General features: G+C 54.0%; 18 protein-coding genes. 8 read left to right on the top strand and 10 right to left on the bottom strand.

Features of this window, described 5'->3' with window-relative positions; genetic code table 11:
- Positions 1-168 precede the first annotated feature (168 nt).
- From ACI2I2_RS05550 to ACI2I2_RS05540, 3 genes are all read left to right on the top strand, one after another.
- Complete coding sequence (locus ACI2I2_RS05550; protein WP_404656989.1) at positions 169-2916, top strand: glycosyl hydrolase family 18 protein; 2748 nt, start codon at positions 169-171, stop codon at positions 2914-2916.
- A 106-nt stretch (positions 2917-3022) separates the two neighbouring features.
- Positions 3023-3475 carry a type III secretion system invasion protein IagB gene (gene iagB / locus ACI2I2_RS05545; RefSeq protein WP_404656988.1) on the top strand — a complete coding sequence of 151 codons (453 nt, stop codon included), beginning with the start codon at positions 3023-3025 and terminating at the stop codon, positions 3473-3475.
- A gap of 106 nt (positions 3476-3581) precedes the next feature.
- Entirely contained in the window at positions 3582-5414 is a 1833-nt protein-coding gene (locus ACI2I2_RS05540) for a glycoside hydrolase family 19 protein (RefSeq protein ID WP_404656987.1), read from the top strand.
- Positions 5415-5704: 290 nt separating this feature from the next.
- Here ACI2I2_RS05540 and ACI2I2_RS05535 read toward each other — a convergent pair whose 3' ends face one another.
- From ACI2I2_RS05535 to poxB, 4 genes are all read right to left on the bottom strand, one after another.
- Positions 5705-6718, bottom strand: coding sequence for an NAD-dependent epimerase/dehydratase family protein (locus tag ACI2I2_RS05535; RefSeq protein ID WP_404657107.1), 1014 nt, complete (start codon positions 6716-6718; stop codon positions 5705-5707).
- An 86-nt stretch (positions 6719-6804) separates the two neighbouring features.
- Complete coding sequence (locus ACI2I2_RS05530) at positions 6805-8247, bottom strand: DUF2867 domain-containing protein (RefSeq protein WP_404656986.1); 1443 nt, start codon at positions 8245-8247, stop codon at positions 6805-6807.
- 9 nt (positions 8248-8256) lie between these two features.
- Positions 8257-9258 carry a low-specificity L-threonine aldolase gene (gene ltaE / locus ACI2I2_RS05525; RefSeq protein WP_404656985.1) on the bottom strand — a complete coding sequence of 334 codons (1002 nt, stop codon included), beginning with the start codon at positions 9256-9258 and terminating at the stop codon, positions 8257-8259.
- Between the two features lie 38 nt (positions 9259-9296).
- Positions 9297-11015, bottom strand: a complete 1719-nt coding sequence (gene poxB / locus ACI2I2_RS05520) for a ubiquinone-dependent pyruvate dehydrogenase (RefSeq protein WP_404656984.1) — start codon at positions 11013-11015, stop codon at positions 9297-9299.
- 151 nt (positions 11016-11166) lie between these two features.
- On the opposite strand from poxB, the gene ACI2I2_RS05515 reads away from it, so the two are divergent.
- A complete protein-coding gene (locus tag ACI2I2_RS05515) occupies positions 11167-11601 on the top strand; it encodes a DoxX family protein (RefSeq protein WP_404656983.1) in 435 nt (144 codons plus the stop codon).
- 117 nt (positions 11602-11718) lie between these two features.
- Here the strand turns inward: ACI2I2_RS05515 and hcr are convergent, their stop codons facing one another.
- The 4 genes from hcr to aqpZ form a co-directional block, all read right to left on the bottom strand.
- Complete coding sequence (gene hcr / locus ACI2I2_RS05510) at positions 11719-12687, bottom strand: NADH oxidoreductase (RefSeq protein WP_404656982.1); 969 nt, start codon at positions 12685-12687, stop codon at positions 11719-11721.
- 10 nt (positions 12688-12697) lie between these two features.
- Entirely contained in the window at positions 12698-14350 is a 1653-nt protein-coding gene (gene hcp, locus ACI2I2_RS05505) for a hydroxylamine reductase (RefSeq protein WP_404656981.1), read from the bottom strand.
- A 142-nt stretch (positions 14351-14492) separates the two neighbouring features.
- Entirely contained in the window at positions 14493-15392 is a 900-nt protein-coding gene (locus ACI2I2_RS05500) for a lysine exporter LysO family protein (RefSeq protein ID WP_404656980.1), read from the bottom strand.
- A gap of 292 nt (positions 15393-15684) precedes the next feature.
- Entirely contained in the window at positions 15685-16377 is a 693-nt protein-coding gene (gene aqpZ, locus ACI2I2_RS05495; protein ID WP_404656979.1) for an aquaporin Z, read from the bottom strand.
- 398 nt (positions 16378-16775) lie between these two features.
- On the opposite strand from aqpZ, the gene ACI2I2_RS05490 reads away from it, so the two are divergent.
- Complete coding sequence (locus ACI2I2_RS05490) at positions 16776-18434, top strand: ATP-dependent endonuclease (RefSeq protein ID WP_404656978.1); 1659 nt, start codon at positions 16776-16778, stop codon at positions 18432-18434.
- Here ACI2I2_RS05490 and ACI2I2_RS05485 read toward each other — a convergent pair.
- Positions 18431-19387, bottom strand: coding sequence for a VirK/YbjX family protein (locus ACI2I2_RS05485; RefSeq protein WP_404656977.1), 957 nt, complete (start codon positions 19385-19387; stop codon positions 18431-18433). The two genes, ACI2I2_RS05490 and ACI2I2_RS05485, sit on opposite strands and share 4 nt — an antisense overlap.
- Positions 19388-19538: 151 nt before the next feature.
- Here ACI2I2_RS05485 and macA point away from each other — a divergent pair, with 151 nt between their 5' ends.
- Positions 19539-20654 (top strand): macrolide transporter subunit MacA, encoded by a 1116-nt coding sequence (gene macA, locus ACI2I2_RS05480; protein WP_404656976.1) that lies wholly within the window; start codon positions 19539-19541, stop codon positions 20652-20654.
- Complete coding sequence (gene macB, locus ACI2I2_RS05475) at positions 20651-22594, top strand: macrolide ABC transporter ATP-binding protein/permease MacB (protein WP_404656975.1); 1944 nt, start codon at positions 20651-20653, stop codon at positions 22592-22594. The genes macA and macB overlap by 4 nt, the downstream gene beginning before the upstream one ends.
- 69 nt (positions 22595-22663) lie before the next feature.
- On the opposite strand, the gene cspD is transcribed toward macB, so the two are convergent.
- A complete protein-coding gene (cspD, locus tag ACI2I2_RS05470) occupies positions 22664-22885 on the bottom strand; it encodes a cold shock-like protein CspD (RefSeq protein WP_404656974.1) in 222 nt (73 codons plus the stop codon).
- A gap of 336 nt (positions 22886-23221) precedes the next feature.
- On the opposite strand from cspD, the gene clpS reads away from it, so the two are divergent.
- Positions 23222-23542, top strand: a complete 321-nt coding sequence (gene clpS / locus ACI2I2_RS05465) for an ATP-dependent Clp protease adapter ClpS (RefSeq protein WP_330984284.1) — start codon at positions 23222-23224, stop codon at positions 23540-23542.
- The last annotated feature ends 15 nt before the right edge of the window (positions 23543-23557 follow it).

Genomic DNA, 23557 nt, shown 5'->3' with positions numbered 1-23557 from the left:
CTTGCAGCAGATTTTATTTTAGGGAGGGAGTCGGCGTAATACAGTCGTTGTTTCGTAAGTCGTTTTTTATACGTTGTTCTTAAGAAGGGTTATTCATCATAACTTGTCCATGTTGAATGGAATGACATGGGTATTTACTTTCACAAATCGTATTATCAGGATCTAATAATGAAATTTCTGAAGCCTAAATATCTGGCGCTCTTTGTTGCCGCGGTGGCAAGCCCGGTATTTGCAGCTGTACCGGGTAAAGCCACTATCTCCAGCGGTAATGATAAATTTGCCATTGTTGAAGTGGACCAGTCCGCCACGGCTTATAACAGTCTGGTTAAAGTCCACGACGGCGCTGACGTAAAAGTGCAGTGGGACGTCTGGAGCGGGGCGGCCCCCACGTCTGCAAAAGTGCTGCTGGATGGTAAAACCGTCTGGACCGGCGCGGGCAGCATGAACGGCACCGCAAGTTTTAAAGTCATGAAAGGTGGCCGCTATCAGGAAACGGTTGAGCTGTGTAACACCAGCGGGTGCAGCACCAGCGCCAGCAAACTGATTATCGTTGCCGACACCGACGGCAGTCATCTGCTGCCATTGGCCACCACGATGCAAGAAAACAACAAAACGCTTGCTCAGCACACCGACAAAGTCGTCGGCGCTTATTTCCCAGAGTGGGGCGTTTACGATCGTAATTTCCCGGTGGATAAAATCCCTGCGGCGAACCTCAACCATATCCTGTATGGCTTCATTCCTATTTGTGGCGGCGACGGTATCAACGACAGCCTGAAAACCATAGAAGGCGGCAACAGCTTTGAAGCGCTGAAACGCTCTTGTAACGGTCGTCAGGATTTCCAGGTAGCGATTCATGACCCATGGGCGGCATTGCAGAAGCCGCAAGCTGGTGTTTCTGGCTGGGATGACCCGTACAAAGGCAACTTTGGTCAGCTGATGGCAATGAAAAAAGCGCATCCGGACCTGAAAGTGCTGCCATCCATCGGCGGCTGGACCCTGTCTGATCCGTTCTACAGAATGCATGACAAAGTGATCCGCGATCGCTTCGTGGCGTCTGTGAAAGACTTCCTCAAAACCTGGAAATTCTTCGACGGTGTGGATATCGACTGGGAGTTCCCGGGCGGCGGCGGCGAGAATGCTGCGCTGGGTAACCCTCAGCAGGATAAAGAAACCTACACCCTGCTGATGCAGGATCTGCGCGCTATGCTCAACGATCTGTCGGCAGAAACCGGCCGTAAGCTTGAGCTGACCTCGGCGATCGGTTCCGGTCAGGATAAAATTGAAGACGTGGATTACACCACCGCGCAACAATATCTCGATCATATCTTCCTGATGAGCTACGACTTCCACGGCGGCTGGAGCATGGACGAACTGGGCCATCAGAATGCGCTGTACGGTGCGTCCTGGAAACCAGATACCCAATACACCACTGACAACGGCGTGAACGCGCTGCTCGGTCAGGGCGTGCAGCCAGGCAAGATTGTGGTGGGTACCGCCATGTACGGCCGCGGCTGGACAGGGGTTCACGGTTATACCGGCAACAATCCATTCACTGGCACCGCGACCGACAAAGTGAGAGGCACCTGGGAACCAGGCGTAGTTGACTACCGTCAGATTGCCAATGAATACAAAGGCAAACCAGGCTGGGAATACAGCTATGACACCGCGGCAGAAGCCCCGTCTCTGTTCAATAAATCAACCGGTGAGTTGATCACCTATGAAGATGCGCGCTCTGCAACCGCCAAAGGCAAATATGTGCTGGCGAAAAACCTGGGCGGCCTGTTTGCCTGGTCTATCGACTCCGATACCGGCGACATCCTGAACGCGATGAATGAAAGCCTGGTCGGCGGCGGTTCAACGCCGGTTGATCCTGTGGTCACCAACCATGCACCGATTGCGACTGCAGCCGATCAGATGGTGACTGGCCCGGCAACCGTGACGCTGGATGGTTCTGCCTCCACCGATCCGGATGGCGATGCGATCACCTACAAATGGACTCAGGTTTCTGGAACGTCTGTCAACATCACTAACAGCACGAATGCGAGAGCAACCTTCAATGTGGCGGCTGTCACCAGCAACCAGACTCTGGTGTTCCGCCTGACGGTTACCGATGCGAAAGGGCTGACCAGCACGGCAGATGTTCAGGTTGTGAACAAAGCGCCAAAAGCGAACCAGGCTCCGGTTGTTAACCAACTGGAAGCGGTAACGCTGGAATCGGGTCAGACTTACTCCCTGCACGCTCAAGCGACCGATCCAGACGGTGACGCGCTGACGTACACCTGGAGCGTTCCGGCAGCAATGCAGGCAACGGGTAACGGCACCGCCAACCTGAACATTACTGCGCCAGATGTAGAATCTCAGGCTACTTATACCGTGACCGTGGTGGTTAACGATGGCAAGACCAGCGTCCAGTCAAGCGTAGAAGTCACCGTCACGCCGAAAGCAGCAGAAGTTCCGGCTGATGAAGGCAACGTGCCTGCGGACGAAGGCAATACCCCGTCTGATGAAGGGAACACCCCGTCTGACGAAGGGAATACACCAGCAGACGAAGGCAACACGCCAGCGGATGAAGGTCAGGCAACCGGTAGCTGCGATGCGCCTGTTGATGCTAACGCCAGCAAACATGCAGCGTGGAGCGCCAGCAAGGTCTATAACGCGAACGATACCGTCAGCGCTGATAACCTGGTCTGGAAGGCAAAATACTGGACTCAGGGTAACAAACCTGGCTTCGGCGTGGATGCCTGGGAACTGGTTAGCCAGGTGAAATTCAACTGGCGTTCTGATGTGGTTTACAACAGCGGCGATACCACCACCTACAACGGCTCGGCTTACCGTGCTAAATGGTGGACGAAGGGTGATATGCCGGGCAACAGCGATGTGTGGGTGAAAACCGGCGCGGCAACTGACTGTCAATAATTTCCAGCCTTAACCCTGCGGGCAGCATTCTGCCCGCAGGATAAACAGGCCCGGAAGTGAATAAGTGGAAAGGATTAACGGGCAATGAAAAATAACGGGATTGAATATGAAGACGCTATTTTTATTGTTGATGATAATGAGCCAGAGTGCGTTGGCCAATTGCTGGAATAACGCCGCCCATTATTATCATGTTGATCCTTATTTACTCTACGCTATTGCTAATGTTGAATCAGGCATGAATCCTTCAGCCATCGGTCAGAATCATGATGGCACTTACGATGTCGGATTAATGCAGATTAACAGTTCGCATTTTGCTGAACTTCAGCGCAGTGGCATTGATGAATACCGCCTGATAACTGAGCCCTGTACCTCTATTATGGTCGGCGCTTCAATACTCTCAGGCATGATTAAAGTTTATGGCTATAACTGGGAAGCGGTCGGCGCTTATAACGCCGGGCTGAGAAAAGAAAACTTCCCAAAGCGAATGGTGTATGCCCGAAAGGTTTGGGCTAAATATCAAACGCTGAAAAAACACGCCGGGAATGATTATTTTCATTAACGTGAAATACCCCCCGGGCTTGTTTTCCCCCACGGACGAATAAGCAAACTGAAATCAGTTTTCATCCGCATCCATCATATTATTGTATTTAACAGGAATTACCGAGATGAACAAAAGGACATTATTAAGCCTGCTGGTTGCCGGGGCTTGTGTTGCACCGTTTATGGCACAAGCTGCACAGCTTCAGGCCAGCAGCGAGCCGTACACCGTCAAAGCCAGTGATCTGCAACAAAAAGAGCAGGAGCTGACCGACTTTCCGCTGATGGCCGCAGTGAAATCGACCATCCGTACGCTGGACAACAGCCTGGTTGAACAGATTGAACCTGGCAAAGCGTCGAACCCGGAAAACGTCAAACGCGTTGAAGGGCTGGTGAAAGCCAGCGACTGGGATTATCTGTTCCCGCTGCGCGCGCCTGAATACACCTACAGCAACTTCCTCAAAGCAGTAGGTAAATTCCCGGCACTGTGCCAGACCTATACCGATGGCCGTGACAGCGATGCTATTTGTCGTAAATCCCTGGCCACCATGTTTGCGCACTTCGCGCAGGAAACCGGCGGCCATGAAAGCTGGCGTCCAGAAGCCGAATGGCGTCAGGCACTGGTGTATGTGCGTGAAATGGGCTGGAGCGAAGGGCAGAAGGGCGGTTACAACGGCGAATGTGCGCCGGATATCTGGCAGGGTCAGACCTGGCCGTGCGGCAAAGATAAAGACGGCGATTTCGTCAGCTACTTCGGTCGCGGTGCTAAGCAGTTGTCTTACAACTACAACTACGGCCCGTTCTCTGAAGCGATGTACGGCGACGTTAGCGTGCTGCTGGAAAAACCTGAGCTGGTGGCGGATACCTGGCTGAACCTGGCCTCGGCTATCTTCTTCTTCGCTTACCCGCAGCCGCCGAAACCAAGCATGCTGCAGGTGATTGATGGCAGCTGGCAGCCAAACGATCATGACAAAGCCAACGGCCTGGTGCCGGGCTTTGGTGTGACCACGCAGATCATCAACGGCGGCGTTGAGTGCGGCGGCCCGACTGAGATTGCTCAGTCTGAGAACCGTATCAAGTACTACAAAGAGTTCGCTAACTACCTGAAAGTTCCGGTTCCGGCTAACGAAGTGCTCGGTTGCGCCAACATGAAGCAGTTCGATGAAGGCGGTTCCGGTTCCCTGAAAATTTACTGGGAACAGGATTGGGGATGGAGTGCGGATACGCCATCAGGCCAGACTTACTCTTGCCAGTTGGTGGGCTATCAGACGCCATTCAGCGCCTTCAAAGAGGGTGACTACACCAAGTGTGTGAAACACTTCTTCAACGTCAATGTGACGGGCGAAGACGATACCGTGCAGCCTCCAGTGGTGCCTGAAGAGCCCGTGACTCCGGTTGAACCTGTCACGCCGGTAGAGCCAGTCACTCCTGTTGAGCCTACGGTTCCTGACGAGCCAGTAACCCCAGCAGAGCCAACGACCGTGAATCATGCGCCAGTCGCGCAGATTGCCGGGCCAATTGGTGCCGTTGATGCAGGGGCTACCGTTTCGCTGAGCGCTGCGGGGTCGACTGACGAAGACGGCAACACCCTGACCTACACCTGGACCACTCAGAATGGCCAGTCTGTCAGCGGTGAAGATAAAGCGGTGATCACCTTCAACGCACCAGAAGCAGCGGCGGCGGCTCAATACGAAGTCAGCCTGACCGTTAGCGATGGCGAGTTGAGCAGCACCACCACTTATCTGCTGAACGTGAACGCGAAAGCCTCTGCTGGCGACCAGACCGGGACTTACCCGGCGTGGAGCGCGAACACCAAATGGAAAGCGGGCGATATCGTGAATAACCACGGCCAGCTGTTCCAGTGCAAACCTTACCCGTACAGCGGCTGGTGTAACAATGCACCAACTTACTACGAGCCAGGTAAAGGCCTTGCATGGGCTGATGCGTGGAGTGCTCTTTAAGAGTGAGTAAAACAGAAACGGCAACCTTCGGGTTGCCGTTTGAGAGTGATGACAAACCTCTAACGAATGAAGATTTGTCATAGGGTGCCTAATAAGAAACAAGGAAAATCAATTTATTGATTTTCGGCTGATAACCACAAAGAAGGAAAAACCACGCTTTTTCCTTCTTTGTCAGCAGTCTGAAACGGCAACCTTCGGGTTGCCGTTTTTTTAACTGTTATTGCCGGGTGACCGGCCTGGCCAACATTGTAGGCCTGGCAAGCGCAGCGCCGCCGGGCGATAAAGAAACATTAGCGGTGTAGCTTACCGTGATCTTTCAGCCAGTTTGCTGTCTGCACTATGCCCTCATCGAGCGTCACAATCGGCTGGTAGCCCAGCTCTTTCTCTGCGCGGCTGATATCCAGCGTAAAATCAAAATTGAGTTTCGACACACCATAATGCGTAAATGACGGCTCTTTGGCGGCTTTGTTGCCAAAGCGCTCCATGCTGCGGGCCACCATATCCAGCATCGGGTAGGGCACAGAACGCACGCGGCAATGGATATCCAGCTCATCAATCAGCTTTTGCACAATACTTTTCAGGCTGCGCGGTTCGCCGTTGGTGATGTTATACGCCCGGCCTGACGGCAGTGAGTCACAGACAGGTTGACTCGCCAGCCACATTGCATGCACCGCATTCTCGTAATACGTCATATCAACCTGCGCAGCGCCTCCGCGAGGCAAAAGCACGCTGCCGTAGTGGTGCATCATCTGCGCCAGGCGTGGAATAAACACTTTATCGTGCGGGCCGAACAGGCTTTGCGGACGCAACACGGTGAAACGCGTGTTGGGGTTCGCCTGCGCCAGCAAATGAATGACTTCTTCCCCGGCCGCTTTGCTGCGGGCAAATTCATTGGCAAAACGCTGCGGACGAAAATCTTCCTGAATGTTTCGGCGATGGTGATAGTCGAAGTACAGCGACGGCGAAGAGATATGAATAAAGTTACGCACGCCCCAGGCAACCGCCCACTCGCCAAGGCGACGGGTTGCCCGCACGTTGGCTAAATCGAAGGCTTCCTGTGTTCCCCACGGTGAGGTGAAGCTGGAACAGTGCCACAGGGTATCGACCCCGGCGAGCATCACTTTGGCCTGAGAAGACACCAGTTCGGTTAAATCTGCATGGACGAATTCGGCGCCCATTTTTTCCAGCAGTCTGCCCATCGCTTCGTTGCGACCGGTAGCTCTGACGCTGATGCCTTTACGGCGCAGATAGTCCACCGCATTACGGCCTAAACCGCTGGTGGCGCCGGTGACCAGTACCTTCATATCCATCCACTGTGTCTGAAAAGAATTTCGTGCGCATTTTTCCGTGAATTACGCTGACTTGCAATGGGAAACTATGAAGAAAAAACTCATTTCGGCTGATTGCGCGAGATTTCTTCCGCCAGTTTCGCAATGCGCCTGGCCATGCCTTTAAAAATGAACAGATGCGCGGGGATCATCAGCAGCCAGTACAGTAAGCCTGGCATACCGTGCGGATGCCACCAGGCGCGAACGTCGATTTCCCGGTAGCTGCCTTTGTCTTTCAGCGTAAAAGTGAGACGACCAAGCCCAGGCGCTTTCATGCCGAACAGCAGCGAGAGCTGTTTCTCCGGCTCGACGATAATGACTTTCCAGCTGTCTACCGCGTCACCGGTTTGTAAAAACGCGTGTTCCGGGCGGCCTTTCGCCAGCTTATGGCCGATAAGCCGGTCCAGAGAAGCGCGGATATCCCACAGAATATTACCGAAGAAATAGCGTTCTTTGCCGCCAAGCTGATTCACCACCTGCCACAGCGAGGCGAGGCTGGCTGACGTACTGACGGTACAGCCCGCCTGCTTCGGAAAGTACCCATATTCAGGCCGCCAGCGGGCAAAAGCCTGGGCATCGTAGCCCCAGTCGCTGGAGTTCATCAGCTGTTCTTCTTCTTTCAGCGTGCGTTTCACCGCTTCATCAAAAGAGAGAAGCGTTTGCGGGATCAGCGCGCGCAATTCGCGGTCATCGGCAAGCAAATCGTGCTTCAACCCCTGAATCAGCGCTTTGGCTGTAGTCGGGGGAACCGACGTAATGACATTCAAAAACCAGACGGAAATCCAGCTGGTCGGGAACGGAATGGGGATCAACGGACGATGGCGGCCGCTGATCCGCATAAAGTGTTCGAACTGTTCCTGATAGCTCAGTTCGTCCGGCCCGGCGGCTTCCAGCACGCGGTGTTCGGCGGTAGGATGGTCGAGCAGAGCCACCAGATAATGCAGCAGGTTTTCCAGTGCGATTGGCGTAGTGCGCGAACGCACCCAACGTGGTGGCGTGAGAACCGGCAGGTTGTAAACCATATCTCGCATCACTTCAAAAGCCGCAGAGCCTGCGCCGACAATAATTCCCGCTCGCAATTCTGTCACCGGAACACCCGCTTCACGCAGCACATCACCGGTGATCTGGCGGGCGCGTAAGTGATCGGATTGCTCGCTTTCGGGAGCCTGAAGCGAACTCAGAAAAATAACCTGCTTCACTGGTTGTTCCCGCAGCGCATCGCGAACGTTCAGCGCGGCCTGTCGCTCATGGGCGATGAAGTCGCCGCCTTCGCCCATGCCGTGCACCAGATAGTAAAGTGTATCGACACCTTCAAGCAGCTTCGGCAAGTTAACAGGCCAGTGCAAATCGATGTGATGACAACTGACGCCAGGTAGCGCCAGTTTTTGCAGACGATCCGTGTTACGTGCCGCAGCCCTCACGGGATAACCCTGCGAGCTCAGTTCGGTCACCAGATGCTGGCCGATATAGCCGCTGGCGCCGAGCACCAGAATAGTTTGCGGCACGTTATTCCCTCAGTTCTTCAGAAAGGATTGCCAGTGGCGAACCACTTCAGTCAACTGCTCACGGCTGACATCCAGGTGCATCACCAGACGCACGACAGGCGAGGCGTTGATCAGAATACCGTTGGCACGCAGATGTTCGCCCAGTGCCGCTGCATTTTCTTCACCGACGCGCACGAACAGCATGTTGGTGTCGTGGCGCATTACGTCTGCACCAATTTCCTTCAGCGCTGTCGCCATCCAGGCGGCGTTGTCGTGGTCTTCCTGCAAACGCTGAACGTTGTTTTTCAGCGCATACAGACCAGCCGCAGCCAGAATGCCCGCCTGACGCATGCCGCCGCCAGTCATTTTACGCCAGCGGTTGGCGCGTTTGATGTACTCCGCGCTGCCGACCAGCAGAGAACCGACCGGCGTACCGAGGCCTTTTGACAGGCAAATGGTGAAGGAATCGCAGTATTGCGTGACGTCTTTCAGCTCGCAGCGGTAATCGACAATGGCGTTAAAGATACGCGCGCCGTCAACGTGCAGGCCAAGCTTGCGTTCACGGGTAAATTCCCACGCTGCTTTCAGGTATTCGCGCGGCAGCACTTTGCCGTTGTGGGTGTTTTCCAGACTGAGCAATTTGGTGCGGGCGAAGTGGATATCATCGGCTTTGATTTTCGCCGCCACTTTATCTAGCGGTAACGTCGCGTCGGGCGCGGCGTCGATAGGCTGTGGCTGAATACTGCCAAGCACGGCAGCTCCGCCAGCTTCGTACAGATAGTTATGCGCACCCTGGCCGACAATGTACTCTTCGCCGCGCTCACAGTGGCTCAGCAACGCCACCAGGTTGGCCTGCGTTCCCGTTGGCAAAAACAGGGCGGCTTCTTTGCCACCCAGCTCTGCCGCATAACGTTGCAGTTCATTGACGGTCGGGTCATCCCCGTACACATCATCCCCGACCGGGGCGGCCATCATCTCTTCGAGCATGGCACGACTCGGACGGGTAACGGTATCACTACGTAAATCGATCACGGCATTTCCTTTTTTGCATCAGGGTTATGCCTCTCTTTTTACCTGAGCCAGTTGGTTTTCGCCAGTTCGATAACTTCATCCCCGCGTCCGCTAATGATGGCACGCAGCATATACAGGCTAAACCCTTTCGCTTGTTCCAGCTTGATTTGCGGTGGGATGGCCAGCTCTTCCTTCGCCACCACCACGTCGACCAGAACCGGCCCTTCAGTACTGAAAGCTCGCTGTAAAGCTTCATCCAGATCGGCGGCTTTCTCCACGCGGATGCCGGTTATGCCGCAGGCTTCAGCGATGCGCGCGAAGTTGGTGTCATGCAGTTCAGTACCGTCGGTGAGGTAGCCTCCGGCTTTCATTTCCATCGCCACAAAACCGAGCACGCTGTTGTTAAAGACGATGATTTTCACCGGCAGTTTGAGTTGTGCGACTGAGAGAAAATCGCCCATCAACATACTGAAACCGCCGTCGCCACACATGGCCACCACCTGACGCTCTGGCGCGGTGGCTTTAGCACCCAGCGCTTGCGGCATGGCATTAGCCATCGAACCATGGTTGAAGGAACCGAGCAGGCGACGCTTGCCGTTCATCTTCAGATAGCGTGCCGCCCAGACGGTTGGGGTGCCGACATCACAGGTAAAAATGGCGTCATCGGCAGCAAAATGACTGATCTGCTGCGCCAGATATTGCGGGTGAATCGCTTTCTCGCTGGGTTTCGCCAAATCATCGAGCCCTTTACGCGCTTCGCGATAGTGTTCCAGCGCTTTATCCAGGAAATGACGGTCAGTTTTTTCTTCCAGCAGCGGGGTGAGCGTTGCCAGTGTGGTTTTGATATCGCCGACCAGCGCCATATCCACTTTGCTGTGCGAGCCAATGCTGGCCGGATTGATGTCAATCTGGATGATTTTGGCGTCGGTCGGATAAAAGGCGCGATAAGGGAACTGGGTGCCGAGCAAAATCAGGGTGTCGGCATTCATCATGGTATGGAAACCTGAAGAGAATCCGATGAGCCCGGTCATCCCGACATCGTAAGGATTGTCGTATTCCACATGCTCTTTGCCGCGCATCGCGTGAACAATTGGCGCTTTCAATTTTCCGGCAAATTCCAGCAGCTCTTTATGCGCGCCAGCACACCCACTGCCGCACATCAGGGCGATATTGCTGGAGTAGCGCAGCAACTGGGCGAGCTTGTGCAGTTCTGCCATTTCAGGCACCACAACGGGCTGCGGGGCGGAATACCAGTGCGTGCTCGCCGTTTCTGGCGCGGGCTTCAGCGCCACGTCACCGGGCAATACCACCACCGAAACGCCTCGGTTAAGCACGGCTTTGCGCATGGCAATCGCCAGCACTTGTGGGATCTGTTCTGGTGTCGAGACCAGCTCACAGTAATGGCTGCACTCGCGGAAAAGCTCTTGTGGGTGAGTTTCCTGGAAATAGCCGCTGCCGATTTCACTGGAAGGAATGTGTGCCGCAATTGCCAATACGGGAACGTGATTGCGGTGACAGTCGAATAAGCCGTTGATCAAATGCAGGTTTCCTGGCCCACATGACCCGGCGCAGACCGCCAGTTCACCGGTTAACTGCGCTTCAGCACCTGCTGCAAAGGCGGCCACTTCTTCGTGGCGGGTCGACATCCAGTCGATGGTACCCATTCGGTTGAGGCTGTCGCTGAGCCCGTTGAGGGAGTCTCCGGTCACACCCCAGATACGTTTTACCCCGGCTTGTTCAAGCATTTTCGCAATGTAAGCGGCCACAGTTTGCTTCATAAATTCCTTCTCCTTTTTGTGCTGGCGCTTACAAGCTTAGATGAAACTCGCTTGTCTGCCTGGCAAAATCCCCTTATTTTCAGCAGGTTTATTTGCGCAATTATTCGGCATAAGCTGGTTTTACTTCTGGGAAAACAGGGAATACTTTCAAATGGTTAAATCATTGTTAAATACAATCAATAAAACGCTGGCTTGTGATGATCTGGGTAAACTGCTGCTGCGTCTGGCGGTGGGCGGGTTGATGCTGTTTCACGGCCTGCACAAATTGTTTGGCGGCGTTGAGGGCATTAGCGGCATGCTGGTGGCGAAAGGGTTGCCAGGGTTTATTGCTTACGGCGTGCTGATTGGCGAAGTGGTTGCGCCAATCCTGATTATTCTGGGCATTCTGACACGTCCTGCTGCGCTGGTGCTGGCGTTTACTATGGTCGTGGCGTGGTTGATGGTGGGTACCGGTAAAACTTTTGCTCTGGACGTTGTGGGCGCGTGGGCGATTGAAAGCCTGGTGTATTTCTTTATCAGCTCGCTGGCGGTTGCTTTCCTGGGCGCAGGCCGTTTTGTTTTAGCCAAAGATTCAGCCTGGAAATAAAAAAATCCCCACGCTGAGGTTATCGCGGGGACTTTACCGGGCGGCACTGTGTTTGCCCGGCCTACGGTTCGATGCCTTTGTCGGCCCGGTAAGCATTGCGCCACCGGGCGTTTTTTATCAGGCCAGCACCAAATCCCCTTGAGGATGGCAGGAGCAGGCCAGCACGTAGCCACTCGCCACTTCTGCCTCAGTCAGCGTCATGGTACTGCTGACGGTGTACTCGCCCGAAACGACTTTCGTTTTACAACTCCCGCAAACACCCGCCCGACAGGCCGCATTCACGGGCACTTTATTGCTTTCCAGCGCAGCCAGTAATGTGGTGCCAACTGGCGCAAAAAATTCCTTCGCCGGTTGCAGCTTGGTGAATTTCACTCCGCTGGTGGCGGCTTCTGTGACCGGCGTAAAGAACTGCTCTTTGAAGAAACGCGTGACGCCCAGCGCTTTAACGTTCTCTTCAACCCACTGCATATAAGGCGCAGGGCCGCAGGTCATTACGGTGCGGGAAGCCAACTCCGGCACGCATTCCAGCAGCGAGGTTGTCAGCCGCCCGGAAACAAAGCCGTGCGTGGCATTATTTTCGGCGACCAGCGTCACCGGATAGTCACGCCATTCATCGGCAAAAATCACATCCTGTGGCGAACGCACGCTGAATATCACCTGCACATCCGCTTCCGGGCGATATTTCGCCAGCCAGCGGCGCATCGACATGATCGGCGTGACGCCACAGCCAGCCGCGAGAAGCAGCAGCTTGTCTGTCGGTTTGTCTTCACAGGTAAATTCACCTTGCGCATCGGACAGCCACAGGTAGTCGCCGCGCTTAACATCACGCGTCAGCCATTCTGAACCTTTACCGTCCTCAATGCGGCGAACGGTCAACGTGATGTATTCGCTCACACCCGGCGTGGAAGAGAGCGTATAGGCGCGCAGCGTGTCGGCAGAATTACCGATACTCACCAGCGCATATTGCCCGGCTCGGTAAGGGTAATAGTCGTGACACAGCAGGGAAAGCGTCCACACATCCGGTGTTTCCTGATGAATGTGATGGACCTGCATCCGCCATGGGCACTGTGGAGTTGGCATGGTCATGAGTTTCTCCTTACGCGCACAGCATTTGCTGCAAGTCTTGCTCGACGTTGGTGATCGAACGCAGACCAAATTTTTCGTTCAGCACTGCTAACAGATCTGGCGTCAGGAAGCCCGGTGCGGTTGGCCCGGTGACAATGTTTTTCACGCCGAGCGAGAGTAGCGTCAGCAGAATAACAATCGCTTTCTGTTCAAACCAGGAGAGCACCAGTGACAGCGGCAGATCGTTCACGCCGCAGCCCAGTTTTTCCGCCAGAGTGACAGCCAGAATGATGGCGGAGTACGCATCATTACACTGACCAGCATCGACCAGGCGCGGCAGGCCTTCAATGTGGCCGAAATCCAGTTTGTTAAAGCGATATTTGCCACAGGCGAGGGTCATCACCAGGCAGTCATCCGGCACGCTGGTAGCGAAATCGGTGAAGTAGCTGCGCTCGGTACGTTCGCCGTCACAGCCGCCGACGAGGAAGATGTGGCGCAGTTTTTCACGGCTAACCAGATCGATGAGAGTATCTGCCGCGCCCAGTAACGTTTGGCGGCCAAATCCAACGGTGATCAGATGCTCAATTTCACTGTACGGGAAGCCCGCCATGCTTTGAGCCTGAGCGATAACCGGGGCGAAATCGTCGCCTTCCAGATGGTTCACGCCCGGCCAGCCGACGATGCTGCGGGTCCAGATGCGGTTATCGTACTCGCCGACGGTTGGGTCGATGATGCAGTTGGAGGTCATCACCACTGGGCCCGGGAAGCGGGCAAATTCGACCTGCTGGTTCTGCCAACCGCTGCCGTAGTTCCCGACCAGATGTTTGAACTTACGCAGTTCCGGGTAGCCGTGCGCGGGCAGCATTTCGCCGTGGGTGTAGACGTTGACGCCGGTGCCTTCTGTTTGCAGCAGCAGGTTATAGAGATCTTTCAGGTCGTGACCGGAAATCAAAATCGCTTTGCCTGCCACCGCTTTCACGTTGACCTGCGTTGGCGTTGGGTGCCCGTAAGCGTTGGTTTCCCCGGCATCCAGAATGCTCATGACTTTGAAGTTCATCTGGCCGATGTCCATCGAGCACTCAAGCAGAGCGTTCATGTCCGCAGGCCAGGTGCCGAGCCACGCCATAATCTGGTGATACTGGGCGTAAATAGCGTTGTCGTACTGGCCGAGGACGTGGGCGTGTTCCATATAGGCTGCCGCGCCTTTCAGGCCGTACAGGCACAGCAGACGCAGGCCAAGAATATTGTCGCCTATGGTGGCTTTGTCTTTGTTTGGCGTAAAGGCTTCGGCCTGACGCTGCAACTCACCGAGATCGTCGCTGACCAGTTGCAGACCGGCCATCGGATTATCGACAGCAGCGTTTGCATCAATGCTCAGACACTCAGCTTTCAGCGCTTCGCGCAGGGCAATGGCTTCACGCGCGTAACCGACGATTCGTGGGGAATCAAAATTCACGTTAGTGAGGGTCGAAAAGAAGGCGCGAGGGGCAAAGCTGTCAACTTCATGGCTGATGATGTTGAACTCACGGGCTTTGACTGCCCAGGCGGAAAGCCCTTGCAGCGCGGCAATCAGCAAGTCCTGCAGATCAGAGGTCTGTGCCGTCTTCCCGCACATCCCTTGCGCATAAGCGCAGCCATTGCCCGCTGGCGTACGAATAGTTTGTTCACATTGCACACAAAACATGATCAGATCCTTTAAGTTATATTTAAAATACATGTTTAAGGTTAAGCCTCGTCAGAAACGCTGAAAAGGGTTTTGTGTGGCAACTTAAAGGGAGATTGATTTAAAGCAATTTTGGCGGCAGAAAGCTACCGCCATAGAGGTATTACGCCGTGAAGAAGGCCATCAGCAGCGGGACTAACAGGCTTAAAATAAAGCCGTGGACGATGGCCGCAGGGACGATTTCAAGCCCACCGGAGCGTTGTAAGACCGGCAGCGTGAAGTCCATCGACGTTGCCCCGCACAGGCCCAATGCCGTGGAGCGGCTACGTTGCACTAATCCAGGAATCAGCATAATGGCAATTAATTCGCGGCCGAGATCGTTGAAAAAGGCGGCGCTGCCAATCACCGGGCCAAACGCTTCGGTCATCAAAATACCGGACAGGGAATACCAGCCAAAACCGGAAGCCATGGCGAGGCCGGTTTTCAGTGGCAAGCCGAGAATAAAGGCATTGATGATTCCGCCCGCCAGTGAACTGACTGTTACGACCACGGCAACCATCATTCCCCGGCGATTAAGAATGATTTGTTTCAGGGTCATGCCATTATTGCGTAACTGAATACCAATCAGGAATAAAAGGAAAATAAGGGTATATTCGCTGGCCTCGGTGGCATGTTGTAAAACCGACCAGCCGGTGAGCCCAAGCAGGAAGCCAAGTAATACCACGCCGCACAGCTGTAATGACTCCAGCGCCATCGCAATACGTGAAGGCAATTTTTCCTGTGCATGATGATGACGCCAGGGGAGGGCACGTTCCAGCCACAGCAGGGCAATAATATTGCACAGCAGAATAACCGTAATACTGACAGCGGAATAATGAAGAATAGCTAACAGATTGCTGGCGAGATTATCCAGGAAGGCCAGGCTAATCCCCATGAAAAAGAGAATGACGTAAACAATCCAGCTGAGCAGGCGGTTAATCAGCTGCAGCGCAGGGCGGCTACGCAGCGGGATCAAGTAACCCACAATCAGTGGCACAAGAATAATCAGCAATCCTGAAAACATGAAAGACCCAGACCTTTAGTGTGGAAAAAGCACACCAGACACTACCGAAAGAGCCCGGGCGAGTAAAGCCACCCGAAAAAAGAAAAAGCCCGGCATTTGCCGGGCTTATGAGACGGATGACAAACCTCTAACGAGTGAAGGTTTCTTTTGGGCACCAGACTGAAAACAAGGAAAATCGATTTATTGATTTTCGGCTGATAACCACAAAGGAGGAAAAACCACGCTTTTTCCTCCTTTGTCAAAGAACAAAAAGCCCGGAATAAACCGGGCTTTCAGGGAATCTATTTGAACCTTATTTTTTCTCAAGCAATGTGCGGTACAGCACACCCCCGAGGATACCGCCGATGATTGGCATCAGCCAGAACAGCCACAGCTGCTGCAACGCCCAGCCACCCTGGAAGATTGCCACCGCGGTGCTACGCGCTGGGTTCACAGAGGTGTTGGTCACTGGAATGCTGATCAGGTGAATCAGCGTCAGTGCCAGACCGATGGCGATTGGCGCGAAACCGGCAGGTGCGTTTTTATCGGTTGCACCGTGGATAACAATCAGGAAGCCACAGGTCAGCACAATTTCAATCACGATAGCGGAAAGCATGGAGTAACCGCCTGGTGAATGTTCGCCGTAACCGTTAGACGCGAAACCACTGGCCGCTGCATCAAAGCCGGTTTTACCGCTGGCAATCAGATAAAGAATGGCTGCTGCAATAATACCGCCGACAACTTGCGCGATGATATAACCGATAACGTCTTTCGCCGGGAAGCGACCGCCCGCCCACAGACCTAAAGTCACAGCCGGGTTGAAATGACCGCCGGAAATATGACCTACGGCATAAGCCATGGTCAGCACGGTTAAACCAAATGCCAGCGCGACGCCGGCAAAACCAATGCCTAATTCCGGAAAAGCCGCAGCCAGAACCGCACTACCACAACCACCGAATACAAGCCAGAATGTACCAAAGCATTCTGCTGCCAGTTTTCTGAACATAACCACCTCAAAGAAATAACAGTGACGGTGTCAGGGAAACCTGCACCGGACATTATTTATCGCCACCAAGGGAAGACGACATAATTAAGAGCCGTTATTTTAAAAACGAACGCCATCCCTTCACCAGTTAAATAACTTCACTAATCTTGATTTAAGGCAATTTGCAGGAGTCCCTTGGGTTAAATTCGGATAATTCCAGTATAGATTAATTCCAGATTATCAAATGGGCAGTTCAGGATTTTTTTATCACATAGGTTTATTAACTACAGGGTTATTAGTTTCGCCCCAAAAGTATTCTGGACATTTTTTGACATAATATGGCTTTTTTGCGGGTGTCGTCGCCGGGAGCGTGCCGCTATACTGCTGTAAGGAAAGGGATGTTTTCAGCTGGAGGGCATATGCTTCTCGAACGAGTAGAGATAGTGGGTTTTCGCGGTATCAACCGTTTGTCGTTGATGCTGGAACAAAATAACGTGCTGATAGGCGAAAACGCCTGGGGTAAATCAAGCCTGCTGGATGCGCTGACATTGCTGCTGTCACCGGAATCCGATCTCTACCATTTTGTCCGCGAAGATTTCTGGTTTCCACCGGGGGATGTGCAGGGCCGCGAACACCATCTGCATATCATTCTGACTTTCCGTGAACTTGAACCGGGTCGCCATCGCGTGCGGCGCTATCGTCCGTTATCTGACTGTTGGGTGCCTTGTGACGACGGCTATCAGCGTATTTTCTACCGGCTTGAAGGCGAGCTGGCGGAAGATAACAGCGTGATGACTTTACGCAGTTTTATTGATGGTCGCGGGGAATCGCTGCCCTTTGCCGATATTGATGACCAGGCACGCCATCTGGTGCGGTTGATGCCAGTATTGCGTTTACGTGATGCGCGCTTTATGCGCCGCATTCGTAATGGCACCGTGCCAAATATGCCGGATGTGGAGATCACCGCCCGCCAGCTTGATTTCCTCTCACGTGAGTTAGTCACCAGCCCGCAGAACCTTTCCGATGGTCAAATACGCGAGGGACTGTCGGCGATGGTGCAACTGCTCGAACACTATTTTTCTGAACAAGGCACCGCCGAATCTCGCCATCGGCTTATGCGCCGTCGCTCGCACGATGAACAACGCAGCTGGCGTTATCTCGATATCATCAACCGCATGATCGACAAACCCGGAGGCCGCAGCCATCGGGTGATTTTGTTGGGGCTGTTTTCGACATTGTTACAGGCTAAAGGCACCGTCAGGCTGGACAGAGACGCGCGCCCTTTGCTGCTGGTGGAAGATCCTGAAACCCGGCTCCATCCCATTATGCTGTCGGTGGCGTGGAATTTGTTGAATCTGCTGCCGTTGCAACGTATCACCACGACCAATTCTGGCGAGTTGCTTTCCATGACGCCCGTTGAGCATGTTTGCCGTCTGGTGCGTGATTCTTCTCGCGTCGCTGCCTGGCGTTTGGGGCCGGATGGCCTGAACGCGGAAGACAATCGGCGCATCGCCTTTCATATTCGCTTTAACCGCGCTTCCTCACTTTTTTCCCGCTGCTGGCTATTGGTGGAAGGCGAAACGGAAACGTGGGTGATAAACGAACTGGCGCGCCAGTGTGGACATCACTTTGATGCGGAAGGGATTAAGGTGATTGAGTTTGCTCAGTCTGGCCTGAAGCCCCTGATTAAATTTGCCCGACGAATGGGTATTGAATGGCATGTGCTGGTGGATGGTGACGAAGCAGGCAAGAAATACGCCGCCACGGTGCGCGGCCTGCTGAATAATGACCGCGAGCTGGAGCGCCATCATCTGACTACGCTGCCCGCGCTGGATATGGAACACTTTATGTATCGTCAGGGCTTTGACGATGTGTATCACCGGGTGGCGCAAATTCCGGAAGGCGTTCCCATGAACATGCGGCGGGTGATTATTAAAGCCATTCACCGTTCATCGAAGCCCGACCTGGCGATTGAAGTGGCGATGGAAGCAGGGCGGCGCGGCGTGGAAGCCGTGCCGAACCTGCTGCGCAAAATGTTCTCCCGCGTGCTATGGCTGGCACGCGGGCGAGCGGACTAGCCCTGGCAGACGTTGTGTGTCTGCGCTTGCAGGCTGTCGAGTAACTCGTAGCGGCGGCGATACTCAGAGCGCTTCTTGCTGGCAATCTCTTCCATTGGCTTGCGTGGAATGGTCAGCGGCAGCAGAAAATCGCCATTGCTGTCTGCGGTTGCCCCGAGCGACGCCCAAAAGCTGTTGTAATCGGCACGAAGCTGACCCTGTTTTTTCTTGCGGTAGCGAACGTTGCGATAGATGTGCGTTTCGTTACTGACCGCACGAATCGCGCTGACACCCATCTGCTGGGCCATCACCATCGCCGCTTCAACCAGCAGACGTTTCGGGAACAGGCCGTTGCAGGATTTGGTCGCGCTCTGAATGCTTTCATGAGGCACATGGGATTTCGCCCCCTGCATGCCGCCGATGTACAGTGTCTCTTTCCCTTCAAATGGGCAGAGGGTGAAGGTTAGCTCCGCCAGAACGGTGTCTTGTGCATCGCAAAAGATAAGTGTGGCTTCACCTTCTTTATCCAGAAACGCGTCGGCGAGAAGGCGAATGCTGTAAGTCGTTTCATCGCGCCCGGTCAACGTTGTCAGGGTGACGCCGCTCTGGCTTAGATACCCGTTCATCACCCACTCAGGCAGACGGTCAGACATGCGCTCGTAGTGCCACACCAGCGCACTTGCGGCCTGTTTGCGTGGCATATTCATGGAAAGCCATGGGCGATGCAGACGACACGGCAGACCCGGCTGCACTTTCAACATTTGGGGCAATTGCGGCAGCGCGGCCAGGCGAGAAAGCAGCGTTGAAGTGCTGAATGGCGTGAGCATCGAGCGCAGAATAAATTTGCGGCGGTAAGCCGGATTTTGCCAGGCCAGACCTGGTGTTAACTCTCCACGGCTCAGAAGCTGGAAAAGTTGTTTGCCCGATTCTGGTCTCGCTTTTTGTGAGTATGAGTGTTCTGCAATGAGTGACATAAGAAAAGGCCTTGCCAAAAGGAGAAAAGTTCATTTAATCAGCAGGCATCTCAACGTCACTTCAACGGCTTAGGGAGTAAAACAAAAGAGAGGGTTCCGTTGATGAAATGTTTAGATACAATCGGCTCAGGACACAACATTCGGGATTTTTATGAATCTGAAGGGAAAGCGTAGAAAAACGTATTTGTTTCTTGCCGTGCTGTTGGTACTGGCAGGATTCTGGTTGTGGCGCACGCTAAACGCGCCACAGCCGCAATACCAGACGCTGATCGTCCGTAAGGGTGATTTGCAGCAGAGCGTGCTTGCCACCGGGAAGCTGGACGCGCTGCGTAAGGTTGACGTCGGGGCGCAGGTTAGCGGTCAGTTGAAAACGCTGTCGGTGAACATTGGCGATAAGGTGAAGAAAGATCAGCTGCTGGGCGTTATCGACCCTGAACAGGCGCAGAACCAGATAAAAGAAGTCGAAGCCACGCTGATGGAACTGCGTGCGCAGCGCCTGCAGGCTATCGCTGAACGCAAGCTGGCTCAGGTCACTTATGCGCGTAATCAGCAACTGGCGGCTAAGCAGCTCATTTCACGTCAGGATCTCGACACCACCGCGACCGATGTCGCGGTGAAAGAAGCGCAAATTGGTACGATTGATGCGCAGATCAAACGGAATCAGGCCACGCTTGATACGGCCAAAACAAATCTGGATTACACCCGTATTCTGGCTCCGATGGCGGGTGAAGTGACACAAATCACCACCCTTCAAGGCCAGACCGTGATTGCCGCGCAGCAAGCGCCAAACATTCTGACCCTGGCCGACCTCAGCACCATGTTGGTGAAAGCTCAGGTGTCTGAAGCGGATGTGATTCATCTCAAACCGGGGCAAAAAGCCTGGTTCACCGTGCTGGGCGACCCGTTGACGCGCTATGAAGGCACGTTGAAAGACATTTTGCCCACACCGGAAAAAGTGAACGACGCTATTTTCTATTACGCTCGTTTCGAGGTGCCTAACCCTCAAGGCGTGCTGCGTCTGGAAATGACCGCTCAGGTTCATATCCAACTGGCAGGCGTCAGCAATGTGTTGAGCATTCCTCTTTCTGCACTTGGCGATGCCACCGGAGACAACCGCTATAACGTGCGTTTACTGCGTAATGGTGAAGTGAAGGAGCGTGAAATTAGCATTGGTTCGCGGAACGACACCGATGTGGAAGTGGTGAAAGGGCTGGAAGAGGGCGACGAAGTGATTACCGGCGAGGGAAAACCGGGAGCCGCTAAATGACCGCGTTGCTTGACCTGAGCAACATTCGCCGCAGTTATCCCTCCGGCGACAGCAGCGTTGAAGTGCTGAAGGGCATTACGCTCAGCATCCATGCGGGTGAAATGGTGGCGATTGTCGGGGCCTCAGGTTCCGGTAAATCAACACTGATGAACATTCTCGGCTGCCTTGATAAACCGACCAGCGGCACTTATCGGGTCGCCGGTACCGACGTTGCGACGCTCGATGGCGATGCGCTGGCACGTTTACGCCGTGAACATTTTGGTTTTATTTTTCAGCGTTACCATTTGCTTTCGCACCTGAGTGCCGCGCAAAACGTTGAAGTGCCCGCCGTCTATGCCGGAACCGAGCGCAAACGCAGATTTGAGCGAGCGCTGGAGTTGCTTCAGCGTCTGGGGCTTGGCGACCGTGCCGACTATCAGCCATCGCAACTGTCAGGCGGGCAGCAGCAACGAGTCAGTATTGCTCGTGCTTTGATGAACGGTGGTCAGGTTATTCTGGCGGATGAGCCCACTGGTGCACTCGACAGCCATTCTGGCGAAGAAGTGATGGCTATCCTGCATCAGCTGAAAGCGCAGGGCCACACGGTCATTATCGTCACCCACGATCCGCTGGTGGCGGCTCAGGCTGAACGCATCATTGAAATCCGCGACGGGGAGATTATCAGCAACCCGCCGTCGAAGCTGGCTGGCGTTCCCGCGGCGGTCAATACCGTTGAATCCGGAACCCCTGGCTGGCGGCAGTTTGTGAGCAGCTTCCGGGAAGCGCTGACCATGGCGTGGCTGGCGATGGCGGCGAATAAGATGCGTACGCTGTTAACCATGCTCGGCATCATTATCGGTATCACCTCTGTGGTGTCGATTGTGGTGGTGGGCGATGCAGCCAAACAGATGGTGCTGGCCGATATCCGCGCGATTGGCACCAACACCATTGATGTTTACCCTGGTAAAGATTTTGGCGATGACGATCCGCAATATCAGCAGGCGCTGAAATATGATGACCTGTTAGCGATTCAGAAGCAGCCGTGGGTGCAATCCGCCACGCCAACAGTCTCCAAAAGCTTGCGCCTGCGCGTGGGCAATACCGACGTGTCAGCCAGTGCCGAGGGCGTGGGCACGCAGTATTTTAACGTCTACGGCATGACCTTCAGTGAAGGCAATACCTTCAACGAGGTGCAGCTAAACGGGCGGGCGCAGGTGGTGGTGCTGGACAGCAATACCCGCCGTCAGCTTTTCCCCAATAAGGCTAAAGTGGTGGGGGAAATCATTCTGGTCGGGAATATGCCTGCCACGGTTATCGGCGTTGCAGATGAGAAGCAGGGCATGTTTGGCAGCAGTAAAATCCTGCGCGTTTGGTTGCCGTACAGCACGATGGCCGGGCGCGTGATGGGGCAGTCGTGGCTCAATTCGATCACCGTACGTGTGAAAGACGGGCATGACAGCGCGCTGGCAGAACAACAGCTCACGCGACTGCTGTCATTACGTCACGGCAAGAAGGATTTCTTTGCCTGGAATATGGACAGTCTCTTGAAAACGGCGGAACGGACCACACATACATTACAGTTGTTTTTAACGCTGGTGGCGGTCATTTCGCTGGTTGTTGGCGGCATTGGGGTGATGAATATCATGCTGGTGTCAGTCACAGAGCGTACGCGGGAAATCGGTATTCGCATGGCAGTCGGAGCCAGAGCGAGCGATGTGCTGCAACAGTTTTTAATTGAAGCTGTCCTGGTGTGTCTGGTAGGCGGCGCGATGGGGGTCGGATTATCTTTACTTATCGCCTTCACGTTGCAGCTCTTTTTACCTGACTGGGGCATCGGTTTTTCCCCGCTGGCGCTGCTGATGGCGTTTATTTGTTCGACGCTGACGGGCGTTTTGTTTGGCTGGTTACCGGCAAGAAATGCCGCAAGGCTCGACCCGGTGGATGCGCTGGCGAGAGAGTAAGGGCAATAAAAATGCCAGTCATCAGGACTGGCATTTTGACTGCAGGATGTCCACAATGGAACGGATGCGTTACGCGACGGCTTCCGCTTCAACAGGGACAATCACGCTGGCGTGATTGCCTTTTGGCCCCTGGTGGACATCAAACCGAACGGCTTGTCCGGCTTTTAACGTTCTGTAGCCATCCATCTGGATGGTTGAATAATGAGCGAAAATGTCTTCGCCGCCGCCTTCAGGGCAGATGAAGCCGAACCCTTTAGCATTGTTAAACCACTTAACAGTACCCATTTCCATACTTCGACATCCTTCGTAAATCTTATAATCAGATGGAAAGAACCGGTGGTGGAGTGGTCGGGCTGTTCAAAACCTCGCCAACTCTCGCCTGTACAATTTAGATAAAACAGGCAACGCGTCAAGCGACAGAGTGCGAAGTATGGTGGAAAATGCGTCAAAATTTGAAGCAGTTAACGCTATTGCAAGGATTGTGACCAACGTCGCGAATAGCAGGAATGGCGAATGGCAGGAATAGAGGAAAGTTATCTACTCTTTACTGTAGATTCAATGAAGACAGGCTCTGGTCAGTGACGGGAAGCATCCCGCCGGGGCCGTAACCGAAGATGAATACTGACAATGGGTAAGACTCGTGACTGGCTGGATTTTGACCAGCTGACGAAAGACCAGGTACGCGATGCGTTACAACCGCCGTCGATGTATAAAGTGATATTGCTCAATGATGATTACACGCCGATGGAGTTTGTTATTGACGTGTTACAGAAATTCTTTTCTTATGATGTAGAACGTGCAACGCAACTGATGCTCACCGTTCACTATCAAGGCAAAGCCATCTGCGGCGTTTTTACGGCGGAAGTGGCGGAAACCAAAGTGGCGATGGTGAACAGTTATGCCAAGGAGAACGAGCATCCGTTGCTGTGTACGCTGGAACAGGCCTGATGACAGGCCATAATT

Origin of the sequence: Scandinavium sp. NPDC088450, assembly GCF_044900545.1 — a bacterium.
Taxonomy (GTDB): Bacteria; Pseudomonadota; Gammaproteobacteria; order Enterobacterales; family Enterobacteriaceae; genus Scandinavium.
The sequence above is the reverse complement of the archived record's forward strand: the minus strand, read 5'-3'. Positions and strand labels throughout refer to the sequence as shown.

Coding starts and splice junctions, on each gene's coding strand:
- ACI2I2_RS05550 (WP_404656989.1), top strand. CDS start 169: ATGAAATTTCTGAAGCCTAAATATCTGGCGCTCTTTGTTGCCGCGGTG.
- iagB (WP_404656988.1), top strand. CDS start 3,023: ATGAAGACGCTATTTTTATTGTTGATGATAATGAGCCAGAGTGCGTTG.
- ACI2I2_RS05540 (WP_404656987.1), top strand. CDS start 3,582: ATGAACAAAAGGACATTATTAAGCCTGCTGGTTGCCGGGGCTTGTGTT.
- ACI2I2_RS05535 (WP_404657107.1), bottom strand. CDS start 6,718: ATGAAGGTACTGGTCACCGGCGCCACCAGCGGTTTAGGCCGTAATGCG.
- poxB (WP_404656984.1), bottom strand. CDS start 11,015: ATGAAGCAAACTGTGGCCGCTTACATTGCGAAAATGCTTGAACAAGCC.
- ACI2I2_RS05515 (WP_404656983.1), top strand. CDS start 11,167: ATGGTTAAATCATTGTTAAATACAATCAATAAAACGCTGGCTTGTGAT.
- hcr (WP_404656982.1), bottom strand. CDS start 12,687: ATGACCATGCCAACTCCACAGTGCCCATGGCGGATGCAGGTCCATCAC.
- hcp (WP_404656981.1), bottom strand. CDS start 14,350: ATGTTTTGTGTGCAATGTGAACAAACTATTCGTACGCCAGCGGGCAAT.
- ACI2I2_RS05500 (WP_404656980.1), bottom strand. CDS start 15,392: ATGTTTTCAGGATTGCTGATTATTCTTGTGCCACTGATTGTGGGTTAC.
- aqpZ (WP_404656979.1), bottom strand. CDS start 16,377: ATGTTCAGAAAACTGGCAGCAGAATGCTTTGGTACATTCTGGCTTGTA.
- ACI2I2_RS05490 (WP_404656978.1), top strand. CDS start 16,776: ATGCTTCTCGAACGAGTAGAGATAGTGGGTTTTCGCGGTATCAACCGT.
- ACI2I2_RS05485 (WP_404656977.1), bottom strand. CDS start 19,387: ATGTCACTCATTGCAGAACACTCATACTCACAAAAAGCGAGACCAGAA.
- macA (WP_404656976.1), top strand. CDS start 19,539: ATGAATCTGAAGGGAAAGCGTAGAAAAACGTATTTGTTTCTTGCCGTG.
- macB (WP_404656975.1), top strand. CDS start 20,651: ATGACCGCGTTGCTTGACCTGAGCAACATTCGCCGCAGTTATCCCTCC.
- cspD (WP_404656974.1), bottom strand. CDS start 22,885: ATGGAAATGGGTACTGTTAAGTGGTTTAACAATGCTAAAGGGTTCGGC.
- clpS (WP_330984284.1), top strand. CDS start 23,222: ATGGGTAAGACTCGTGACTGGCTGGATTTTGACCAGCTGACGAAAGAC.